The following is a 17,595-nucleotide window of genomic DNA, read 5'->3' as shown; positions in this document are numbered from 1 at the left end:
CGATCCCTCGCCGCGCCCAGCTCAATGGCTTTGCCCCCACGCTGAGGTCAGCTGTCACTCCCCTGCGGGATCATCAGGATTTCGGTCCGCTTGCCGCCGACCCGTCCGTATCCATAGCCGTAGCCATAGGAGCCATAGCCGTAAGTCCCACCCCGCGCGCTCGACTTGGTGAGGGTCGCGCCGAGCACATGGGTTCCCGTCGCCTCGAGCCGGTTGAGCGCCTCGATCGCCGCGCGGGTGCGCGTCTTTCCGCTTTCGACGACGAACAACAAGTTGCCGGCCGCGGCGGCAAGCAGCGGCGCGTCGGCAAGGCCGATCGTCGGCGGGCCGTCGATGATCACGATGTCGAAGCGCTCCGAGGCTTCCGCGACGATCTTGCGGATTCGCCCGGTCGATAGAAGATCGGCGGGGTTCGGCGGAACCGGGCCGCTCGGCAACAGCCATAAGCCCGGATGCTGAGTCTCGACGACATGGCTGGTGACCGGATCATCGGTCGTTAGGAGTTTGCTCAAACCGACATTGTCGTCGGCCGCTTTGAACGCCGGTTTGCGCAAGTCGGAGTCGATCAGCAGCACCGATTTGTCGCGTCGCGCGAAATTCTGGGCGAGCGCCAGCGCCGTCGATGACTTCCCTTCACCCGACCGCGTGCTGGTCACGACCAACACCTTCGGCATGCCCGATTCCGTGCTGAATCGCAGTGCCGCAACGATCGCCGAATAGGCCTCCGAGACGATGGATGTCGGATTCTTGAGGTCTTCGATGAAGACGTCCTTGGCCGCGGTCCTGGGCACCGCGCCGAGGCATGGTAGCGCCAGCTTCTTGCGAACGTCCTCGCGCGTCTTGATCGTGTCATTGAGGAATTCGAGGCCGACCGCGCCGCCAACGCCCGCGAGGAGTCCAAACCCAAGCCCAAGGAGCAAGTTCATGAACAGGTTGGGGCGGAACGGAAAGGTCGGCGCGTCGGCGCGATCGACGATCGACACCGGGGCCATACCGACGCCGCCAGCCACACCGATTTCCTTAAACCGCTGCAGCAACGCGTCGTACAGGCTGCGGTTGGTGTCCACCTCCCGCTGCAGGATGTTGTACTGAATGCTTCGTCCGCGAAGGTCCAGCACGGCACCCTTGAGCTGGTTGACGCGGGCCTGCAGCGCGCTCTCGCCCGACAAGGCCCCACGATATTCAGCCAATAGCGAGTTGTTTCGACCCGACGAGATTTGGGCGCTGGTGCCCGCGATCTGCTTGCCGAGCTCGTCGATCTGCGCCTTGAGGCTTTGCATTTCCGGATGCTCGGGCTTCATGAACGTCCGCTTCTGTTGATACTCCGCCTGAAGCGTCGCGAGCTGCTGTCGAAGCTGGATCGTGCTCGTCGTCACATCGCTGGTGGGGCCCACCGCCAGGGACTGTCGATAGAGACCCTCGGCAGCCACCCGGCGCGCCGTCGCATCGGCCAGCGCCTTGTTGAGAGTGATCAGGGATTCGCCCTGCAGCGAGCCGGCATCGCCGCCCGCCGGCTTGCCGTCGGGGCCGACGGATGTGGTTATGATCCCCTGCGCCTGGGCGTAGGCCGTCAAAGCGCGTTCGGAGCGCTCCAGATCGCTCCGAGTCTTGGAGATCTGCCGCTCGAGGAAGTTGCGCGCGTAGGCAGACGCCTCATAGCGCCGCTGGAGCGCCGTGTTGATGAAGCTGTCCGCAATCCCGTTAGCGACGAGCGCCGCCAGTTGCGGCGATGGCGAGTCATAGCTGAACTTGATCAGTTGGCCGTCTTCGGGCGCCGTCACCTTCAGGCCTCCCTGAACCGCCGCAGTCGCGGCGCGAAGACGCTGCGAGGCTTCCATCGATTGCGACACCACATCGGGATTGTTGGCGAGATTCAGATCCTGAGCAGTTCGCTGCGAGACGCTTTTGCTTGATAGCAATCCCACCTGAGTCGCGACGAAGTCATAAGGATTGACGGTCGAGGCCTCCCGCTCCTTCGTCTGTTCCTCACTGACCGCCACGGTCGGCGGGTTTGCTTCGAGCGTCACCGAGGCGCGATAGATGGGCGTCGTGAGCAACGTCACGAGGGTCGCCAACACGATGCCGACCGCGATCGCACTGAGAACCAGCCAGCGCCAATGGTAGATGATCCGCACGACGGTTGCGAAGTCGAGCAATTGGGACGCCGAATAGGACCTTTGGCCGGGGCCCAGCCGGGTTGCAGCGTCTGGGTCGTATGCGCCGAGCGCCCACGGCCCTTCGTTCGGTACGGCTATATTGGTGTTCACCGCAGTTCGCCTTGCTGCGCTTGCCTCGCGATGCTCATCAGATCGGCCCGAAGATCGCGAGCAGCGGAATGCTCTGGAATAGCTTCTTTTGAAGGGCTTTGACCGACGATCCGTCGACCACAATGATGTCACCGGCATAAACGGCCGGGTCCGGCGACTGGCCGCGGCGGATGGCGACGAGATCGAATGCCGCGGCCTGCCGGGTGCCGCCGATGGTCCGGAATACCGCGACGCGGTGCGGATTGGCATCCTCGCTCGTGCCCTTGGCCAGCGCGACCGCCTGCATCAGCGAAAGGGTGCCGAGCGCTGGGAAAGATCCTGCTTCCTTGACCGCCCCGTCGACCGTAACCAGGCGCCCGACCGATTTCTTGACGCCGACGCTCACGTCGGGATGCTCGAAATATTTCTCGCCGAGCTTGTCCGTCAGCGCGGCGTCGAGTTGAGCCGTGGTCAGGTTCGCCGCGGCGACTTCGCCGATCAGGGGCAAGGAGATATGTCCGGCCAGATCGACGTCATAATCGTCGCTCAGGTCCTTCGAGTTGAAGACCTTGATCGTCAGCTGGTCCATCGGCGCGATCCTATAGCCTTCACCGAGCGCCTGGATCCGCGGCTCGTCCGGAGCCGCGAGCGCGCGGTCGTACGGGATCGGACCGCCAGCGGTATCGGAACAAGCTCCCACGATCGATGCCAAGACGAGGCACGCTGCAGCCAGTGCAGAGCGGGGACGGGAGAGAGCAGCAAACACGGCCGTTCCTTACAAAAACGCGCTTCCCCCGTAGCGCCTCTATCCGAACCGGAGGCGAGTTAGCACCAAACTGGATCAAATCAATCCGTGGGCTAAAGGCTCCGCCGCTGCCGTCGCTTTCGTGTCGAGATACCAACGCTTGCCGTTTTCGATGGCCAGAGCGGTCAAAACGCCGCTGTGATAGGCGCCGGTGTCGATGCCGATCCGGTTCGGCCTCTCGTCCACCTCGCCGGTGATGGTATGGCCGTGGACGACGACGAAACCGTGATCGCTGCTGTCGTGAAGAAACGGCTGCCGGATCCACCGCAGATCCGACTGCAGCTGCTGCTCAAGCTCGACCCCGGGGCGGATGCCGGCGTGGACGAAGAGGTAGTCGCCGAACCGGCAGCTATCCACGAAGCTGCCGAGGAACTCGCCATGCGCCTTGGGAATGGCTTCGCGGACGACTTCGAGTTGGGCATCGTCGTCGCGGCCGATGAGCTCGCCCACATCGACCCCATAGCTCTCGAGGCATTCCGCGCCGCCGAACCTGCGCCAGTCGTCGATCAATTTCGCGTCGCCGGCGAGGATCCGCAGCAGAACTTCTTCGTGGTTGCCGAGGATGAAGGCGGTTCGAACGGCGGGACGGCGGTACGTCCGCAGCCGTTCGATGACCTGGGCCGAATGTGGCCCGCGGTCGATGAGGTCCCCGACGAACACGAGCATGGTCTTGCGCGACGGCCGCTCGTCAAGGTCGGCGTGAATCCTCGCCAGAAGATCTTCGAGCAGGTCGAGCCGACCGTGGACGTCGCCGACCACATAGGCGCGCTGCCCGCGCGCGCCGCTCGGTGTCGGTAGGTTTCGTGACGAGGAATTGAACATGCGATCCTTAGCTTGGTGAGGCGCCGAGCCTGGCCAGTTCATCCAGATAGGCCCGGATAACGACAGCTTCGCTAAATCGCTCCTGAACGAGTTGGCGGGAGGCCTCGCCCATCGCCCGGCGTTCACTCTGCGGCAGTTCCGCCAATTTGCCCATCGCTTGCGCCAGCGAGCCAGGGTCCCGCGGGGCGCATAGATAGCCGTTGATGCCGTCCGCGACCACTTCGCGGCACCCGGGCACGTCGGTCGCGATCAAAGGCCGGCCCATCGCCGCGCCTTCGAGCAGCGAGCGGGGTAGCCCTTCCCGATACGACGGCAGCACAACGGCGCTGGCGGCAGCGATCTGGGGCCGCACATCGTCCGTCGTGCCGAGATATTCGACCACGCCGTCGGCAATCCAGCCGTCGAGCTCCGCCCGCTGGATGCCGGTGCGATTGCCTTCGTCGATCGGCCCGAGCAGCTGGAAGCGCGCTTGGGGCATCTGACGGCGGAGCTGTCGAGCGGCGGCGACATACTCTCGCACCCCCTTGTCCCCGAGCAGGCGCGAAATGAGCAGAAAGACCGGAGGTCCATCGGGTTGAGGCGCCGGTGCGAAGCGCTCGAGATCGATCCCCGAGCCCGGCAGCAGCTTCGTCTGCTGAGGTCTGACGATGCCCAGGTCCACGAACAATCGGCGATCGTCCGGATTCTGGAAGAATATCGTGCCGCACTTGCTGAACGCTCGCCGGTACAGCCTCGACACCAGCATCTGCAGTAGGCCGCCGCGGATGAACGCCGTGCCCAACCCGCTGACGTTCGGAAATGCCGGAATGCCCAGCCCGCTCGCCGCCAGCGAGCCGTAGATGTTGGGCTTGATCGTAAATCCGAGGACGGCAACCGGCCGGATCTGGCTGAACAGCTTACGATAGGATCGATACAGCTGAAAATCGGCGACCGGGTTGAGCCCCGAACGATCGATGCCGAGCTCGACATGTTCGATGCCGAACTCCGCCATGCGCCCTTGCACGGCGGCCTCGGCGGGGGCGACGACCACTGGCTTGTAGCCGGCCTCCTTCAGCGCGCGGATCAGTCCGGCGCGAAAGTTGACGATGTTCCATAGGCCGTTCGCCGTCAGGACGACGTTGCGCGGCGCTGCGGCCACGCCTCAGGCGCTGAGCAGCTGGAAACGCGGAATGTCGACGTCGAATGCGGTCCCGTCCTCGTCGACCATGCGGTAATTGCCGCTCATCGCGCCCGATTCCGTGTCCAGCGGGCACCCCGAAACATAATCGAAGCTGCTGCCCGGCGCGATCAGCGGCATTTCGCCGACCACTCCCTCCCCGACAACCTCGTGCACCGTGCCGCGGCCGTCGACGATCGACCAGCGACGCGAAAGCAGCTGCACGGCGCGATCGGAGCCATTCTCGATTCGCACATGATAGGACCAGAACCAGCGGTCGGCGCTGGGGTCCGACTGTTCGGCGAGATAGCTGACCGCCACCCGCACCGCGATTCCGCGGGTCAGGGCGACGTTGGGGAACAGCATGGCAAGGGCGTCGGCGGTCACGGGCGGAGCCTAGGCGAGACCACCGGCGCGACGCAACCGGTCGACGAGCCGTTGGCGCGCCTCGAGGATCGGCTTGGAGCGGTCGGTCAACAGGTCGCGCGCAAGGAAATGGCCGCTAAGCTCAAGGCCTTGCGCGATCTCCGGCCATGATCCCTGCCCGCCGGCGCGAACGAACGGCGGCAGCGGCAACAGCTTTTCCGCATATGGCTCGGCCTCGGCGGCGCTGACCGCCCGCCCGGATTTTGGGCTGACCGCGACGAGATCGTCGTTGGTGCCGGTCACGACGCAGCTGTCGAGGTCGAGGCCGAAGCCAAGCTCGGCCAGAAGCAGCAATTCGTAGCGGACCAGTGCCGCGCCCCAGCCGACCGCGGACGGCGCCGCTTCAATGGCGTCGAGCAGGCCCTCGAGAGCGTCATAGAGGGGCGGATAGGCCTGGCCTTCGGGCAAGGCGGTCGCGGTCAAAACCGTCGCCCACTCGATTGCCGCCGCGAGCATGGGCTCGGACAGCAGAGGGCCGCGGCTGTGAACGAGTTCCACGCTCGCCTGGGGCAGCTGCGCATCGGTCCGCGAGGAGAGCGAGGCCTGAACCACGTTTCCGGCCATGAGCACCGGCCGCATCCGCCTCCCCCGCGCGCCCCGCACATAAGCCGCTTGCAGACCATCGTCAGGGGTCATGAGTCGTACCACCGCTCCATGCTCGCCGTGGCTGCGCAGCGCGCAGACAATTGCCTTGGTCTGCAGCCGGATCATCCGCGCGGGTGGAAATAATCGTAGAGCTGACGCGCCATCGCCTGGCTGATCCCCGGCGCCTTCTCGAGATCCTCGAGCGCCGCGCCCTTCACCGCCCGCGCGGTGCCGAAGTGCATCAGAAGTGCGCGCTTGCGGTTTGGACCGATGCCGGGGACCTCGTCGAGCGTTGACGTGGTCAGGCTTTTCGCCCGCTTGGCGCGATGGGTGCCGATGGCGAATCGGTGAGCTTCGTCGCGCAAGCGCTGGAGATAAAACAATAACGCCGAGTTGGGCGGGAGCGTAAGCTCACGTCCGCCGGGCATGTGAAAAGTCTCGCGCCCCGCATTCCGATCAGGCCCCTTCGACACCGCGACGACCGGCACATCGTGGACGCCCATGTCCTCCATCACCTCGCACACGGCCGAGAGCTGGCCCTTGCCGCCGTCGATCAGCAGCAAATCGGGCCATTCGCCGCTGGCCCGGTCGGGGTCCTCCTTCTCGAGTCGGGTAAACCGCCGTCCGAGCACCTCCCGCATCATCGCGAAATCGTCGCCCGGCTGGGTTTCCGGGCGCTTGATGTTGAATTTGCGATAGTTGTTCTTGCGGAACCCCTCCGGCCCGGCGACGATCATCGCCCCGGTCGCATTGGTGCCCATGATGTGGCTGTTGTCATAGACCTCGATGCGCTTGGGCACGTCGGCGAGGTCGAACAGATCGGCAAGCTCGCGCAAGATCTTCCCCTGCGTGGTGGTCTCAGCCATGCGGCGATCGAGCGCTTCTTCGGCGTTCCGCGTCGCCTGCTCCATCAGCCGACGCCGGGCGCCGCGCTGCGGCTGCTCGATCACGACCTTGCGTTCGGCCCGCTCCGACAGCGCCTCCTCCAGCAATTCCCTGTCCGGTAGTTCGCGATCGAGAAGAATCCGCTTCGGCGGCGGCATGTCCTCGTAGAACTGGACGAGAAAGCTAGACAGAACCTCGGCTTCCGGAACGTCGTTGGTATGCGCTGGAAAGAAGGCGCGATGCCCCCAATTCTGACCGCCACGGATGAAGAAGGCCTGGATCGACACCGTCCCCGCCTTGCACGCAAGCGCGAACACGTCGGCGTCGCCGAGCCCCTCGGCGTGAACGGTCTGGCTGCCCTGGATGTAGGTCAGCGCGCGCAGCCGGTCGCGATAAACGGTGGCGAGCTCGTAATCCTGGCGCTCGGCGGCGATCGCCATCTGCTTCGACAGCCGCCCCTGGACGTTGGTCGACTTGCCGGCGAGGAATGCCTTGGCGTCCTCGACCAGCTCGCCATAGTCCGCGTCGCTGATGCGCCCTACGCACGGCGCCGAGCAGCGTTTGATCTGGAACAGCAGGCACGGCCGGCTTCGGTTCTCGAAAAAACTGTCGGAACAGCTTCTTAGCAGGAACAGCTTCTGCAACGCATTAAGTGTCCGGGTGACCGATCCCGCGCTCGCGAACGGGCCGTAATAATGCGCCTTCTTAACCCGGCGCGCGCCGCGGTGCTTCTGGATGCGCGGAAACGCATGATCCTCGCGCAGCATGATGAAGGGGAAGCTTTTGTCGTCGCGCAGCAGCACATTGTAGGCGGGCCTGAAGCGCTTGATCAGCTGCGCCTCGAGCAGCAGCGCCTCCGCCTCCGTCCGCGTGGTCACGATGGTCATCGACCGCGTCTGCGACACCATCCGCTGCAGCCGCTTGGGCAGCTTGGTGACCTGTGTGTAGTTGGTGACCCGGTTCCTCAGCGCCCGCGCCTTGCCGACATAAAGCACGTCGCCGCGCGCATCGTGCATCCGATAGACGCCCGGATTTCGAGGCAGCGTCTTCAACACCTCGCGGATGGCGGCCACGCCCCTCTCGAGGTCAGGCTGATCCGAGCCCTGGACGGCATAGGTCGCCCGCTCCTCGTTGAAGCGCTCGGCGGCTCGCGGATGGTCGGGACGGTCAGCCTTGCTCACAAAGCGGAGATAAGCGTTCGCGCCACAAGGCGCGAGGGGGTCAGGCGGCGGCCCGCGCCTCTTCGTGATCGCCCAGCATCCAGTCAACCGCTGCGCGGGCATGACTGGCGGTCGTGTCGTAGACGGGCAGGACGTTGGCGCGGACGTCGACGGCCAGCACCAGCTCGGTGCAACCCAGCACCACCGCCTGGACCTTCTGCTTCTGGAGCTCGGTGATGAGGGTCTTGAGCTTGCGCTGGCTGTCGCGGACGACGCGGCCCGCAGCGAGCTCCTCGAAGATGATCCGATCGACCTCCTGCATCCAACCCGCGGCGATGGGCGCCAAGGCGATTCCGCGCGATTCAAACCGGGTCCGAATGAACGGCTCCGTCATCGTGAACCGGGAACCCAGAAGGGCGATTCGCGTGCGCCGGTCGGCAACCAGCCGCTCGACGGTCGCATCCGCGATGTGGAAGATAGGAATACCCACCTGGGCCGCGACGGCATCGTAGCATTTGTGGACCGTGTTGCAGGCGATGATCAGGCCCTCGGCGCCGCCGGCCTCGAGCCGGGTCGCGGCATCCAGCACCGCCTTCGCGATCCCGTCCCAGTCGCCGCCGCTCTCCATCGCGGAGATCTGAGCGAAGTTGAGGCTTTCGATCGTCAGCGTTGCGCTGTTGAGTCCGCCAAGGCGCTGGGCAATCGCGCGGTTGATGTGGTCATAGTAGAGCGCGGTCGACGACCAGCTCATCCCTCCGATAATGCCCAGCTTGCGCACCTTGCGAATACCCCCGATCGCTTGAGACCCGCCGACAAGAATCGACCCGTTCAGCTTCTCTCCCCACTTAGGGCTTCCGGCAAGGCGTAACGGTTGAGTTTACGGTAAATGAATGAGATTTCGCCGGATGGTTGCAAGAGCTTGCAATGAAGCTGGTCCAGCGCCGAAAGAGCCGCGCATGACGAGCGAGAGCCAGACGAGCAATTCGGTCTTGCTGGTGCGGCCCGCACGCTTCGGCTTTCACGCCGAGGCGGCGGCCTCGAACGCCTTCGCAAGCGCTCCCGCCGGCGACGTGCAGGCGCAGGCTCTGGCCGAGTTCGAAGGGCTGGCCCGCCGCCTCATGCAGGCCCGCGTCAACACTTTCATTCTCGATGACGAGCCCGAACCCGCGCGACCCGACGCGGTGTTTCCGAACAATTGGGTCTCCTTCCATAGCGACGGCACCATCGTTCTTTATCCGATGGCGACCGAGGCACGGCGCCCGGAGCGCAATGTCGAGCGACTGACCGAGCTGCTCACGGCTTCGGGGTTCGAAGTTCGCCGCACGGTCGACCTGACCGGGCATGAGCAGACGTCGCGCTTTCTCGAAGGCACCGGCAGCCTCATCCTCGACCGCCCGCGACGCCAGGCCTACGCCAGCCTCAGCCCGCGCACCGACCGGGAGGCAATCGCGGACTTCGACGGCGAGCTCGACTATTCGACGTTGGTGTTCGAAGCCACCGACCGCGGCGGCCGGCCGATCTATCACACCAATGTGTTGTTGAGCCTCGGCACGCATTTTGCCGTCCTCTGCACCGAGGCGGTCGCGCAGGCCGCTCGCCCGGCACTCCTCGCCGAGATCGAGGCAAGCGGGCGGACCCTGATCGAAGTCGATTATGATCAGATGGGCAGGTTCGCCTGCAACCTCATCGCGCTTCACAACCGCGACCGCGATCCGGTGATCGCCTTGTCATCGGCGGCGCTCGACGCCTTCCGGCCCGACCAAAGGCGCGCACTCGAAGGGTTCGGCGAACTGGTCGACGTTGCCATTCCGACGATCGAGGCGGTCGGCGGCGGCAGCGTGCGCTGCATGATCGCCGACATCCACCTGCCCCGTTTCGGCGCGCGCTAGAGCGCCTTGACGATTTCCTCGACCATCTTCTTGGCGTCGGCGAGCAGCATCATCGTGTTGTCGCGGTAGAACAATTCGTTGTCGACGCCGGCATAGCCGACGCCGCCCATCGAGCGCTTTACGAACAGCACCGTGCGCGCTTTCTCCACGTCGAGCACTGGCATGCCGTAGATCGGCGAGCTCTTGTCGGTCTTGGCCGCGGGATTGGTGACGTCGTTGGCGCCGATCACGAAGGCGACGTCGGTCTGCGCGAACTCCGAGTTGATGTCCTCGAGCTCGAACACCTCATCGTAAGGCACATTGGCCTCTGCGAGCAGCACGTTCATGTGCCCGGGCATGCGGCCCGCGACTGGGTGGATCGCATATTTGACCCGCACGCCCTCCTTCTTGAGCCGGTCGGCCATTTCCTTCAGCGCATGCTGCGCCTGGCTGACCGCCATGCCGTAGCCGGGGACGATGATCACCTGGTCGGCCTGCTTCATCAGGAACGCCGCGTCCTCGGCCGAGCCGCGTTTGAAGGGGCGATCGATCGCGTCCGCTCCGCCCGCGGCGGCAGCCCCGCCGAAGCCGCCGGCGATCACCGAGATGAAGCTCCGGTTCATCGCCCGGCACATGATGTAGCTCAGGATCGCGCCCGAGCTTCCGACCAGCGCGCCGGTAATGATCATCGCGCTGTTGTGCAGCGTGAACCCCATCGCCGCCGCGGCCCAGCCGGAATAGCTGTTGAGCATCGAGATCACGACCGGCATGTCGGCGCCGCCGATCGGGATGATCAGCAGGAACCCGATGGCGAAGCTCAGGCCGACCACCGTGAAGAACACCCACGGCGCCTGATCCTGGGTGAAGTAAGCGATCAGCCCGAGGATCGCGACCAAAGTGCCAAGATTGATGACATGCCGCAGCGGCAGCAGGATCGGCTTGCCCGACATGTTGCCGTTCAATTTGAGGAAAGCGATCACCGAACCCGAGAAAGTGATCGCGCCGATGGCAACGCCGAGTCCCATCTCGATCCGGCTGACCGGGAAGATGCTGATGATCGACGGGCTAGCGATGGGCGTGATCCGCACCGCAATCCCGAATGCCTCTGGATTAAGGAAAGCCGCCGCGCCGACAAGCACCGCCGCCATTCCGACCAAGCTGTGGAAGGCGGCGACCAGCTGAGGCATCGCCGTCATCTGGATCTTGCGGGCGGTGATGAGGCCAATGCCGCCGCCGATGGCGATGGCCACCAGAATCTCGCCGATCGTGGACAAGTTCCAGTTGAGCCCGTGCTCGATCGTGGCTGGATTGGCGTACTGGTCAACGGGTACGTGGGTGACCAGCGTCGTCACCACCGCGATCGCCATGCCGATCATGCCGAAACGGTTGCCGCGGCGGCTGCTCTCCGGACCCGACAGCCCCCTCAGCGCGAGGATGAAGCAGACCCCTGAAACCAGATAAGCGAGAAGTACCCAGGCGGGCGTCGCCGCCGCCTCATGCATCCTTGCGCTCCCGCTTCTTGTACATCGCAAGCATCCGTGCGGTGACCGCGAAGCCGCCGAAGATGTTCACGCTCGCCAGCGCCACCGCGACCAGCCCGAGCCATTTCGAGCTCGCGCTCCCCGCGGCGGCGGAAGCAATCAACGCCCCCACCACGATCACGGAGGAAATGGCGTTGGTCACGCTCATCAGCGGCGTGTGCAGCGCCGGGGTCACCGACCACACGACATAATAGCCGACGAAGCAGGCGAGCACGAAAATCGACAGGATCGAAATGAAGTCCATGACGCCTCCGGCGAAAGCTGCGCTTTTCTGGCGGCTTGGTCCGGCGCTGTCGAGTGGGCTGCGGCCGTTAATCGAAACGCGGTTAGCGATTTCCTAACCTTTCGGCGCGCATGCGTGACGCGGGACAGCGGGAAGGAAGCGCGCAAGGTGCTGAAGCGCAGGACAGTCACCGTCGAAGGCTCGCTGCCGCGGCTATTGCTGTGGACGGCAATCGTGGCGATCCTGTTGACTCTCGCCGGCCCGACCGAGCTGTTCGAAAATCCGCTCCGCGTTGGGCGCAACCATTTCCATCCTCATCGCGCGAGCGGCGACATCGTGCTCGTCAGCATCGACGATCGGTCGCTCCGCGACGTCGGGCGCTGGCCGTGGCCGAGGCGCTACCATGCGACGCTGATCGACCGGCTGACCGCCGCCGGGGCCAAGCGCATCTTCTTCGACATCACGTTCGAGACCCGCAGCAATTCGGTCGACGACAATCTTCTCGCCACCGCGATCGAGCGGTCGGGCAAGGTGACGCTGTCGGTTCGCGGGCAATCGGGCCCTCGCGGCATCGCCCAGCAAACGCCGGGGCCGCTGCCGATGTTCAGCCGCCACGCCAAACTCGGGTCGATCGCGATCGATTACAATTTCCAGAATACGATTTGGCAATTGCCGCATTCGTCGCAGGTCGGCGGCTCTCGCTTGCCGTCGTTCGCGGCCGCACTCTCTGAGTCGAAGCCAGGCGTGAACAATTTCACCCTCGACTATTCGATCGATCCCAAGTCGATTCCAACGATCAATTCGGCCAGCCTGCTGTCCGGCAAATTCGATCCGAAAATGGTTGCCGGCAAGGACGTCATCATCGGAACGAACTCGGAGATTCTGGGCGACCAATATTACATCCCCGGCCTCGGCAAGATGGGCGGCGTTTTCGTTCAGATCATTGGTGCGGAGACCCTGAAAGCCGGCACGCCGATCGATCTCGGCTGGCTGCCGACGCTGGCTCTCGCGCTTGCCTTTACGGCCGGTGCCGCATCGCGCCGCAAGCCGGCGCACCGTAATCTGATGTTCGGTGCAGGATCCCTCGTTCTGGTCATCGCCCCGGTTTGGCTCGACAACTATCATATCTTCATCGACGTCGTGCCGGCGCTGTTCGTGGTGCTGACCATCTGGACGGTGCTTAGCTGGCGCGGCCTGCGCAAGCGCGGCCTGGTCAACCCGGTCTCGAACCTGCCCAACCTCAATGCCCTTCGCGCCAATCGCGACGGCCGCAAGCAGGCGCTGATCGCCGCGCGGATCCTCAACTATGAGGAAATCGCGGCGACCCTTCCAGAAAACAGCGAACGGCAGCTGATCGAGCAGATCGTGTCGCGTCTGACCGTCGGAGCTCCCAAGCGCACGCTCTATCAGGGCGACAACGGAATCTTTGCCTGGTTCGAAGACTCGACGGCCCCCTTCGGCAACCACCTTGATGCGCTCTATTCAGTGTTCCGCAATCCGGCGCGCATCGCCGGCGCGCCGCTCGACCTCGTGATCTCATTCGGGGTCGAGCTCGGTAGCGGACGGTCGCTCGACAATCGCCTCGCCAGTGCGCTCGTCGCGGCGGAAGAAGCCGCGCACGACGGGCTGAAGTGGAAATACCACGACCCGGGCACGCTCGAGGACGCCTCGTGGAAACTGTCGATGCTCAGTCAGCTCGACAGCGCGATCGACGGCGGCCAGGTGTGGGTTGCGTACCAACCCAAGCTGGAGCTTTCGAGCCGCCGTATCATCGGCGCCGAGGCGCTTGCCCGTTGGACTCACCCGGAAAAGGGGCCGATCGCCGCAACCGAATTCGTCGCCGCGGCCGAACAGCACAATCGCATCGGCAAGCTCACCGATTTCGTCCTCGAGCACGCGGTCGGGGCCGCCGCGCAGATCAATAAGCGCGGCGTCGAGTTCGGCATCGCAGTGAATCTTTCGGCCCGGCTGCTTGCCGACAAGGGCTTCACCCTTCGGCTGTCGGCCTTGCTTGCGCGGCACGGCCTGCCCCCGGAACAGCTGACCCTGGAATTGACCGAGACCGCCGCGCTCACCGGCAGCGGAGAGGGAATCGAGATGATTGCCCGGCTGCGCGACCTTGGCGTCCGCATTTCGATCGACGATTACGGGACCGGCCTGTCGACCCTCGAATATTTGAAGAAGATCCCCGCCAACGAGATCAAGATCGATCAGAGCTTCGTCAAAGGCATGGTCGATAATCGCAGCGACCGCCTGATGGTTCAGTCGACCATCGGCCTCGCTCATTCGCTCGATCGCAAGGTCGTCGCCGAGGGCGTCGAGCATCGCGATATCCTCGACTTGCTCGTCGAGATGGGCTGCGACGTCGCTCAGGGCTTCGCCGTCGGCCGGCCAATGAGCATCGAATCGCTGTCGAAGCGCATTTCGTCCGAGCGGAAGCGCAGCGCAGCCTGACGGCTGCAATCCCTTAAATAACCGCAAGTCAAAGCATGTACCGCCGGTCAGTATTCTTTGGCCGCGACCGTTTCTTGGTAAATGATTTGCTAACCATAACGATTAAGGTTAACGTTCCCTCCATCTGCCGAATCAGTTTGGAACCAGGGGACGTTGAAATGAAGCGCAAGACTGAGACCAGAGGTGTTCTGTACGACATCCTCGCACGGATCTTCGGCGGCGGCTCGGGCAACACCGGCAGCGCCGGCTAAGACTTCCGTCGGTTCGATTTTCGAGCCGAGAGTCAGTAACTTAAGGCGCCTGTCCTTGGTGGCGGGCGCTTTTTGTTGTCCGCCGCAGATCACGGCAGAGCGCGCGCTCGTCATCGACCGTGCAGGCCGCTAGGCGGTGACCCATGCTCAGCCAAGCCCAAGGGATCCTGCCGATTCGCGCGAATCGCCCCGGACTTCACGAATTTACCAATGACGTCCGCGATTGGGTCGCGACCACCGGCATCCGCGACGGTCTCTTGACCCTTTTCTGTCGGCACACCTCGGCATCGCTCCTCATCCAGGAAAATGCCGCGCCGGCGGCGCAGCGCGACCTCGAACGCTATTTCGCTCGCCTCGCCCCGGAAAGCGGGGCTATGAGCATGACGACGAGGGTCCGGACGATATGCCGGCTCACTTGCGAAGCGCGCTTACCGCGACCCAGCTCAGCATTCCGGTTGCTGGCGGCCAACCCCTGTTCGGGACCTGGCAGGGCATCTTCCTGTTCGAGCACCGCAGCAACACGCCCGAGCGCGAAATCGCGCTGCACCTGATCGGCGAATGAGCGCTCAATCCGTCCAGGCGTGGCTGGCGGTGAACGCGCCCGACCTGCGCTATATCGAGGTCGAGGCGAGCACCGCGACCGTGGATGCGGCAGCCGAGGCGTTGGGTGTCGAGCCCGGCCGCATCGCCAAGACGCTTGCCGTCCGCGTCCGCGACGATCTGTTCCTGCTGGTGACGCGAGGCAACGCCCGGCTCGACAACCGAAAGTGCAAGGACGCGCTCGGCGCTCGGCCGCGGATGCTTGGCCCCGAAGAGACCCTCGCAGCGACCGGCCATCCGGTCGGCGGCGTCTGTCCGTTCGCACTCACGCGACCGCTACCCATCTACCTCGACGAGTCGCTCAAGGCGTTCGATGTCGTCTATCCGGCGGGCGGATCGCTCAACACTTCGGTCGAGGTGCCAACCGAGCGACTGTACGAGCTCGTCGGCGAGCGCTGGGTCGACCTATGCCGGCTGCCCGAGGAAGCGGTCGGCGAGTAGTTCGCTTGGGTCGACGTCCGGTATCGGCCACGGCGTTCCAACGATCAGCGATTCGACGATTGCCGCCATCGCCGGCGAAGTCTGCAGCCCGAACCCCCCTTGCCCGGCAAGCCAGAAGAAGCCGTGTGCGTCGATCGCAAAATCGACCGCCGGCTTCCGATCGGGTGTGAAGGTACGCAGGCCCGCCCAGCGGCTGTGGATCCGGTCGACCTTGAGCGTCGTCCGCTCCTCCATCCGATGAGCGGCGAGCGCCACTTCATATTCGTCCGGCTGCGCATCGCAGGGATCGCTCGGCACTTCGTCCATCGGCGAGGCGAACAGCCGCCCGCTCTCCGGCGCGAAATAGAGCTCTTCGCCGACGGTCTTGGCGAACGGCAATTCCTCGAGGATGGTCCCGGCAGGGGCATCAAATGTGATGATCGTGCGCCGTTTGGGCTCGAGGCCGAGGGGCTGAACGCCGGCGAGCCGCGCGACCTGGTCGGCCCATGAGCCCGCGGCGTTGATCAGGATCGGCGCGGAATATTTATCGCCCTTGTCCGTGCGGACGCTCCACACGCGGGCCTGATATTCGATCGCTGCCGCTCTCGAACCGGTGTGGAGTTCCCCGCCGCGGCTTCGCAGCTGGCGCAGGTTTCCCTGGAGGAGCGCGTGCGGATCAAGCCGAATGCCATTGCGATCGGCGAGGCCGTGGCGCGCATCGTCCTTCAGCAGCGGGCAGAGCTCATGCACGCCCCGCGAGTCGAGGCGGTCCAGCGTCGCGAACGGTGCGATATCGGCTTCGAGCGCGTCGAGATCGGCAAGCTCGTCGTCGCGGGCATGGATCAGCACCGGCATCCGCCGTCCGAGCGGGATATCGCCGAAGCCGTCCGGCGGATTTTCGAAGAAAACCCTGCTGGCTTGCGTCAGCGCGCGGACCACGCGATCGCCAAGCGCATAGTGGACCATCGTTGCGCTGCGGCCCGACGAATGAAAACCGATCTGCTCCTCGGCTTCGAGCACGACGACCTGGGCATGTTCGGCGAGCATCGCGGCCGCCGACAGCCCGGCGATTCCGCCGCCAATGACGATAATGTCGAACCTAGCCGTCAATGCGCGCTGCGGAACAGGCCCGCCTGGATGTGGTCGAGGGCTTGATCGAAATGGCGCAAATCCTCGAAATCGAGTTCGCAGCTGTCCCAATCGGCATGCGTGGTCCGCAGGGGCCACAGCGCGGCCCCGTCCTTCCAACCCCAGCGTTCGAACAATTTGGCGAGACGGTCGAGGCGTCGACGATGAACAGGAGCGCGGTCGTCCGCGCGAAAGTCCACCTCTTCGAGCAAGCAGCGCTCGCTATGCGCGGCTTCCGCGAGATCTTTTCCGAGATTGGCGGGCTTGACCGGCGCGGGCATGCGCGAGAGGTCGACGAGCAGCAGCTCGACCTCATCGTCGGCGTCGTGCAGCCTGTCGGCCGAGCAGCCGATGCCGAGGTCTGCATTGCGGTGGTCGCGGTACCATTTGGCCTCCTCCAGCGAAAAACGCTTGTCGGCGGCCTCGACGTCCCTGCGCCGCAACCGCAAAGCGCGGGCACGCACGCGCTCATAGCGCGGCCGCTCCTCCGCCGAGAGCTTCGGTTCGTCGTCGATGTTGCAATATTCGGGGTCGCTCCATTCGCGGCCCCAGCGCTGCTCAACCAGCGCCTTCACCAGCTCGGACGAGGTGTCCGGCGGCGCGATCGGGCGAGTCAGCAGTTGCTCGATCGTCTGTCCGAGCGACTGATCGAACGCGCGGACTGCCGTGGAGAAATATTCGTAGGTCTCGTCGACGCCCCCCGGCGGGCATTCGTGGGCGAGGTCGGGCTCCGACGCTTCCCACAGGCGCTTGGTGCGCGTTAGCGCCTCGTCGAATCCCAGGGCCGCGGCGTCGTCGCGGGTGCGGATCAGCGTCTCGCTCGCCGGCATCTTGTAGATGGGATTGAGGTAGGGCTTGAGAAGCGCGCAGCGCTCCGCTGTCAGTGCCTTGGCGAAAGCCGCTTGAAGCGCAGCGGGTTCGCCCGCCTGCGGCATGTCCGCCGCATTTGCCGTCGCGGCGATCGAGGCGAGTGCCGCAAAGATCCAAGCGCGCCCCGCAATCCAACGGGAGTGCGGCGCCATCGG

The 17,595-nt window shown here is 64.7% G+C and carries 15 protein-coding genes and 1 pseudogene; 4 read left to right on the top strand and 12 right to left on the bottom strand.

Features of this window, described 5'->3' with window-relative positions; translation table 11 throughout:
* Positions 1–47: 47 nt before the first annotated feature.
* The 8 genes from N539_RS16915 to N539_RS0111865 all read right to left on the bottom strand — a co-directional run bounded on the left by N539_RS16915 (position 48) and on the right by N539_RS0111865 (position 8,836).
* Positions 48–2,267, bottom strand: a complete 2,220-nt coding sequence (locus N539_RS16915) for a GumC family protein (RefSeq protein WP_197018415.1) — start codon at positions 2,265–2,267, stop codon at positions 48–50.
* A 37-nt stretch (positions 2,268–2,304) separates the two neighbouring features.
* Entirely contained in the window at positions 2,305–2,958 is a 654-nt protein-coding gene (locus N539_RS0111895) for a polysaccharide biosynthesis/export family protein (RefSeq protein ID WP_051531772.1), read from the bottom strand.
* A gap of 129 nt (positions 2,959–3,087) precedes the next feature.
* A complete protein-coding gene (locus N539_RS0111890) occupies positions 3,088–3,873 on the bottom strand; it encodes a metallophosphoesterase family protein (protein ID WP_028970435.1) in 786 nt (261 codons plus the stop codon).
* 7 nt (positions 3,874–3,880) lie between these two features.
* On the bottom strand, positions 3,881–5,011 hold the full coding sequence (locus N539_RS0111885) for a glycosyltransferase family 4 protein (protein WP_028970434.1): 1,131 nt from the start codon (positions 5,009–5,011) through the stop codon (positions 3,881–3,883).
* A 3-nt stretch (positions 5,012–5,014) separates the two neighbouring features.
* Positions 5,015–5,395 carry a Co2+/Mg2+ efflux protein ApaG gene (gene apaG, locus N539_RS0111880; RefSeq protein ID WP_037552912.1) on the bottom strand — a complete coding sequence of 127 codons (381 nt, stop codon included), beginning with the start codon at positions 5,393–5,395 and terminating at the stop codon, positions 5,015–5,017.
* Between the two features lie 30 nt (positions 5,396–5,425).
* Positions 5,426–6,166, bottom strand: a complete 741-nt coding sequence (gene recO, locus N539_RS0111875; protein WP_028970432.1) for a DNA repair protein RecO — start codon at positions 6,164–6,166, stop codon at positions 5,426–5,428.
* On the bottom strand, positions 6,163–8,208 hold the full coding sequence (uvrC, locus tag N539_RS0111870; protein WP_081774389.1) for an excinuclease ABC subunit UvrC: 2,046 nt from the start codon (positions 8,206–8,208) through the stop codon (positions 6,163–6,165). Before uvrC ends, recO begins: the two co-directional genes overlap by 4 nt.
* Positions 8,147–8,836, bottom strand: coding sequence for an aspartate/glutamate racemase family protein (locus N539_RS0111865; RefSeq protein WP_231463050.1), 690 nt, complete (start codon positions 8,834–8,836; stop codon positions 8,147–8,149). The genes uvrC and N539_RS0111865 overlap by 62 nt, the downstream gene beginning before the upstream one ends.
* Before the next feature lie 205 nt (positions 8,837–9,041).
* Here N539_RS0111865 and N539_RS0111860 point away from each other — a divergent pair, with 205 nt between their 5' ends.
* Positions 9,042–9,974 (top strand): arginine deiminase-related protein, encoded by a 933-nt coding sequence (locus N539_RS0111860; protein WP_028970429.1) that lies wholly within the window; start codon positions 9,042–9,044, stop codon positions 9,972–9,974.
* Here N539_RS0111860 and N539_RS0111855 read toward each other — a convergent pair.
* Both N539_RS0111855 and N539_RS0111850 read right to left on the bottom strand, forming a co-directional pair.
* Complete coding sequence (locus tag N539_RS0111855) at positions 9,971–11,455, bottom strand: NAD(P)(+) transhydrogenase (Re/Si-specific) subunit beta (protein ID WP_028970428.1); 1,485 nt, start codon at positions 11,453–11,455, stop codon at positions 9,971–9,973. The genes N539_RS0111860 and N539_RS0111855 overlap by 4 nt on opposite strands.
* Positions 11,448–11,738 (bottom strand): NAD(P) transhydrogenase subunit alpha, encoded by a 291-nt coding sequence (locus tag N539_RS0111850; protein ID WP_028970427.1) that lies wholly within the window; start codon positions 11,736–11,738, stop codon positions 11,448–11,450. The genes N539_RS0111855 and N539_RS0111850 overlap by 8 nt, the downstream gene beginning before the upstream one ends.
* Before the next feature lie 114 nt (positions 11,739–11,852).
* Between N539_RS0111850 and N539_RS0111845 the strand changes: the two genes are divergently transcribed.
* From N539_RS0111845 to N539_RS0111830, 3 genes and pseudogenes are all read left to right on the top strand, one after another.
* On the top strand, positions 11,853–14,171 hold the full coding sequence (locus tag N539_RS0111845; protein ID WP_028970426.1) for an EAL domain-containing protein: 2,319 nt from the start codon (positions 11,853–11,855) through the stop codon (positions 14,169–14,171).
* A gap of 394 nt (positions 14,172–14,565) precedes the next feature.
* A pseudogene (locus N539_RS16910) lies at positions 14,566–14,984 on the top strand (secondary thiamine-phosphate synthase enzyme YjbQ).
* Entirely contained in the window at positions 14,981–15,463 is a 483-nt protein-coding gene (locus N539_RS0111830; RefSeq protein ID WP_028970425.1) for a YbaK/EbsC family protein, read from the top strand. The pseudogene N539_RS16910 and the gene N539_RS0111830 overlap by 4 nt, the downstream one beginning before the upstream one ends.
* Here the strand turns inward: N539_RS0111830 and N539_RS16905 are convergent.
* Both N539_RS16905 and N539_RS18855 read right to left on the bottom strand, forming a co-directional pair.
* Positions 15,428–16,552, bottom strand: coding sequence for an NAD(P)/FAD-dependent oxidoreductase (locus N539_RS16905; protein ID WP_037552768.1), 1,125 nt, complete (start codon positions 16,550–16,552; stop codon positions 15,428–15,430). The genes N539_RS0111830 and N539_RS16905 overlap by 36 nt on opposite strands.
* Positions 16,549–17,592, bottom strand: coding sequence for a hypothetical protein (locus N539_RS18855; RefSeq protein WP_028970424.1), 1,044 nt, complete (start codon positions 17,590–17,592; stop codon positions 16,549–16,551). Before N539_RS18855 ends, N539_RS16905 begins: the two co-directional genes overlap by 4 nt.
* Positions 17,593–17,595 lie beyond the last annotated feature (3 nt).

Source organism: Sphingomonas sp. URHD0057 (genome assembly GCF_000620665.1).
In the GTDB taxonomy this organism is placed as follows: Bacteria; Pseudomonadota; Alphaproteobacteria; order Sphingomonadales; family Sphingomonadaceae; genus Sphingomicrobium.
The sequence above is the reverse complement of the archived record's forward strand: the minus strand, read 5'-3'. Positions and strand labels throughout refer to the sequence as shown.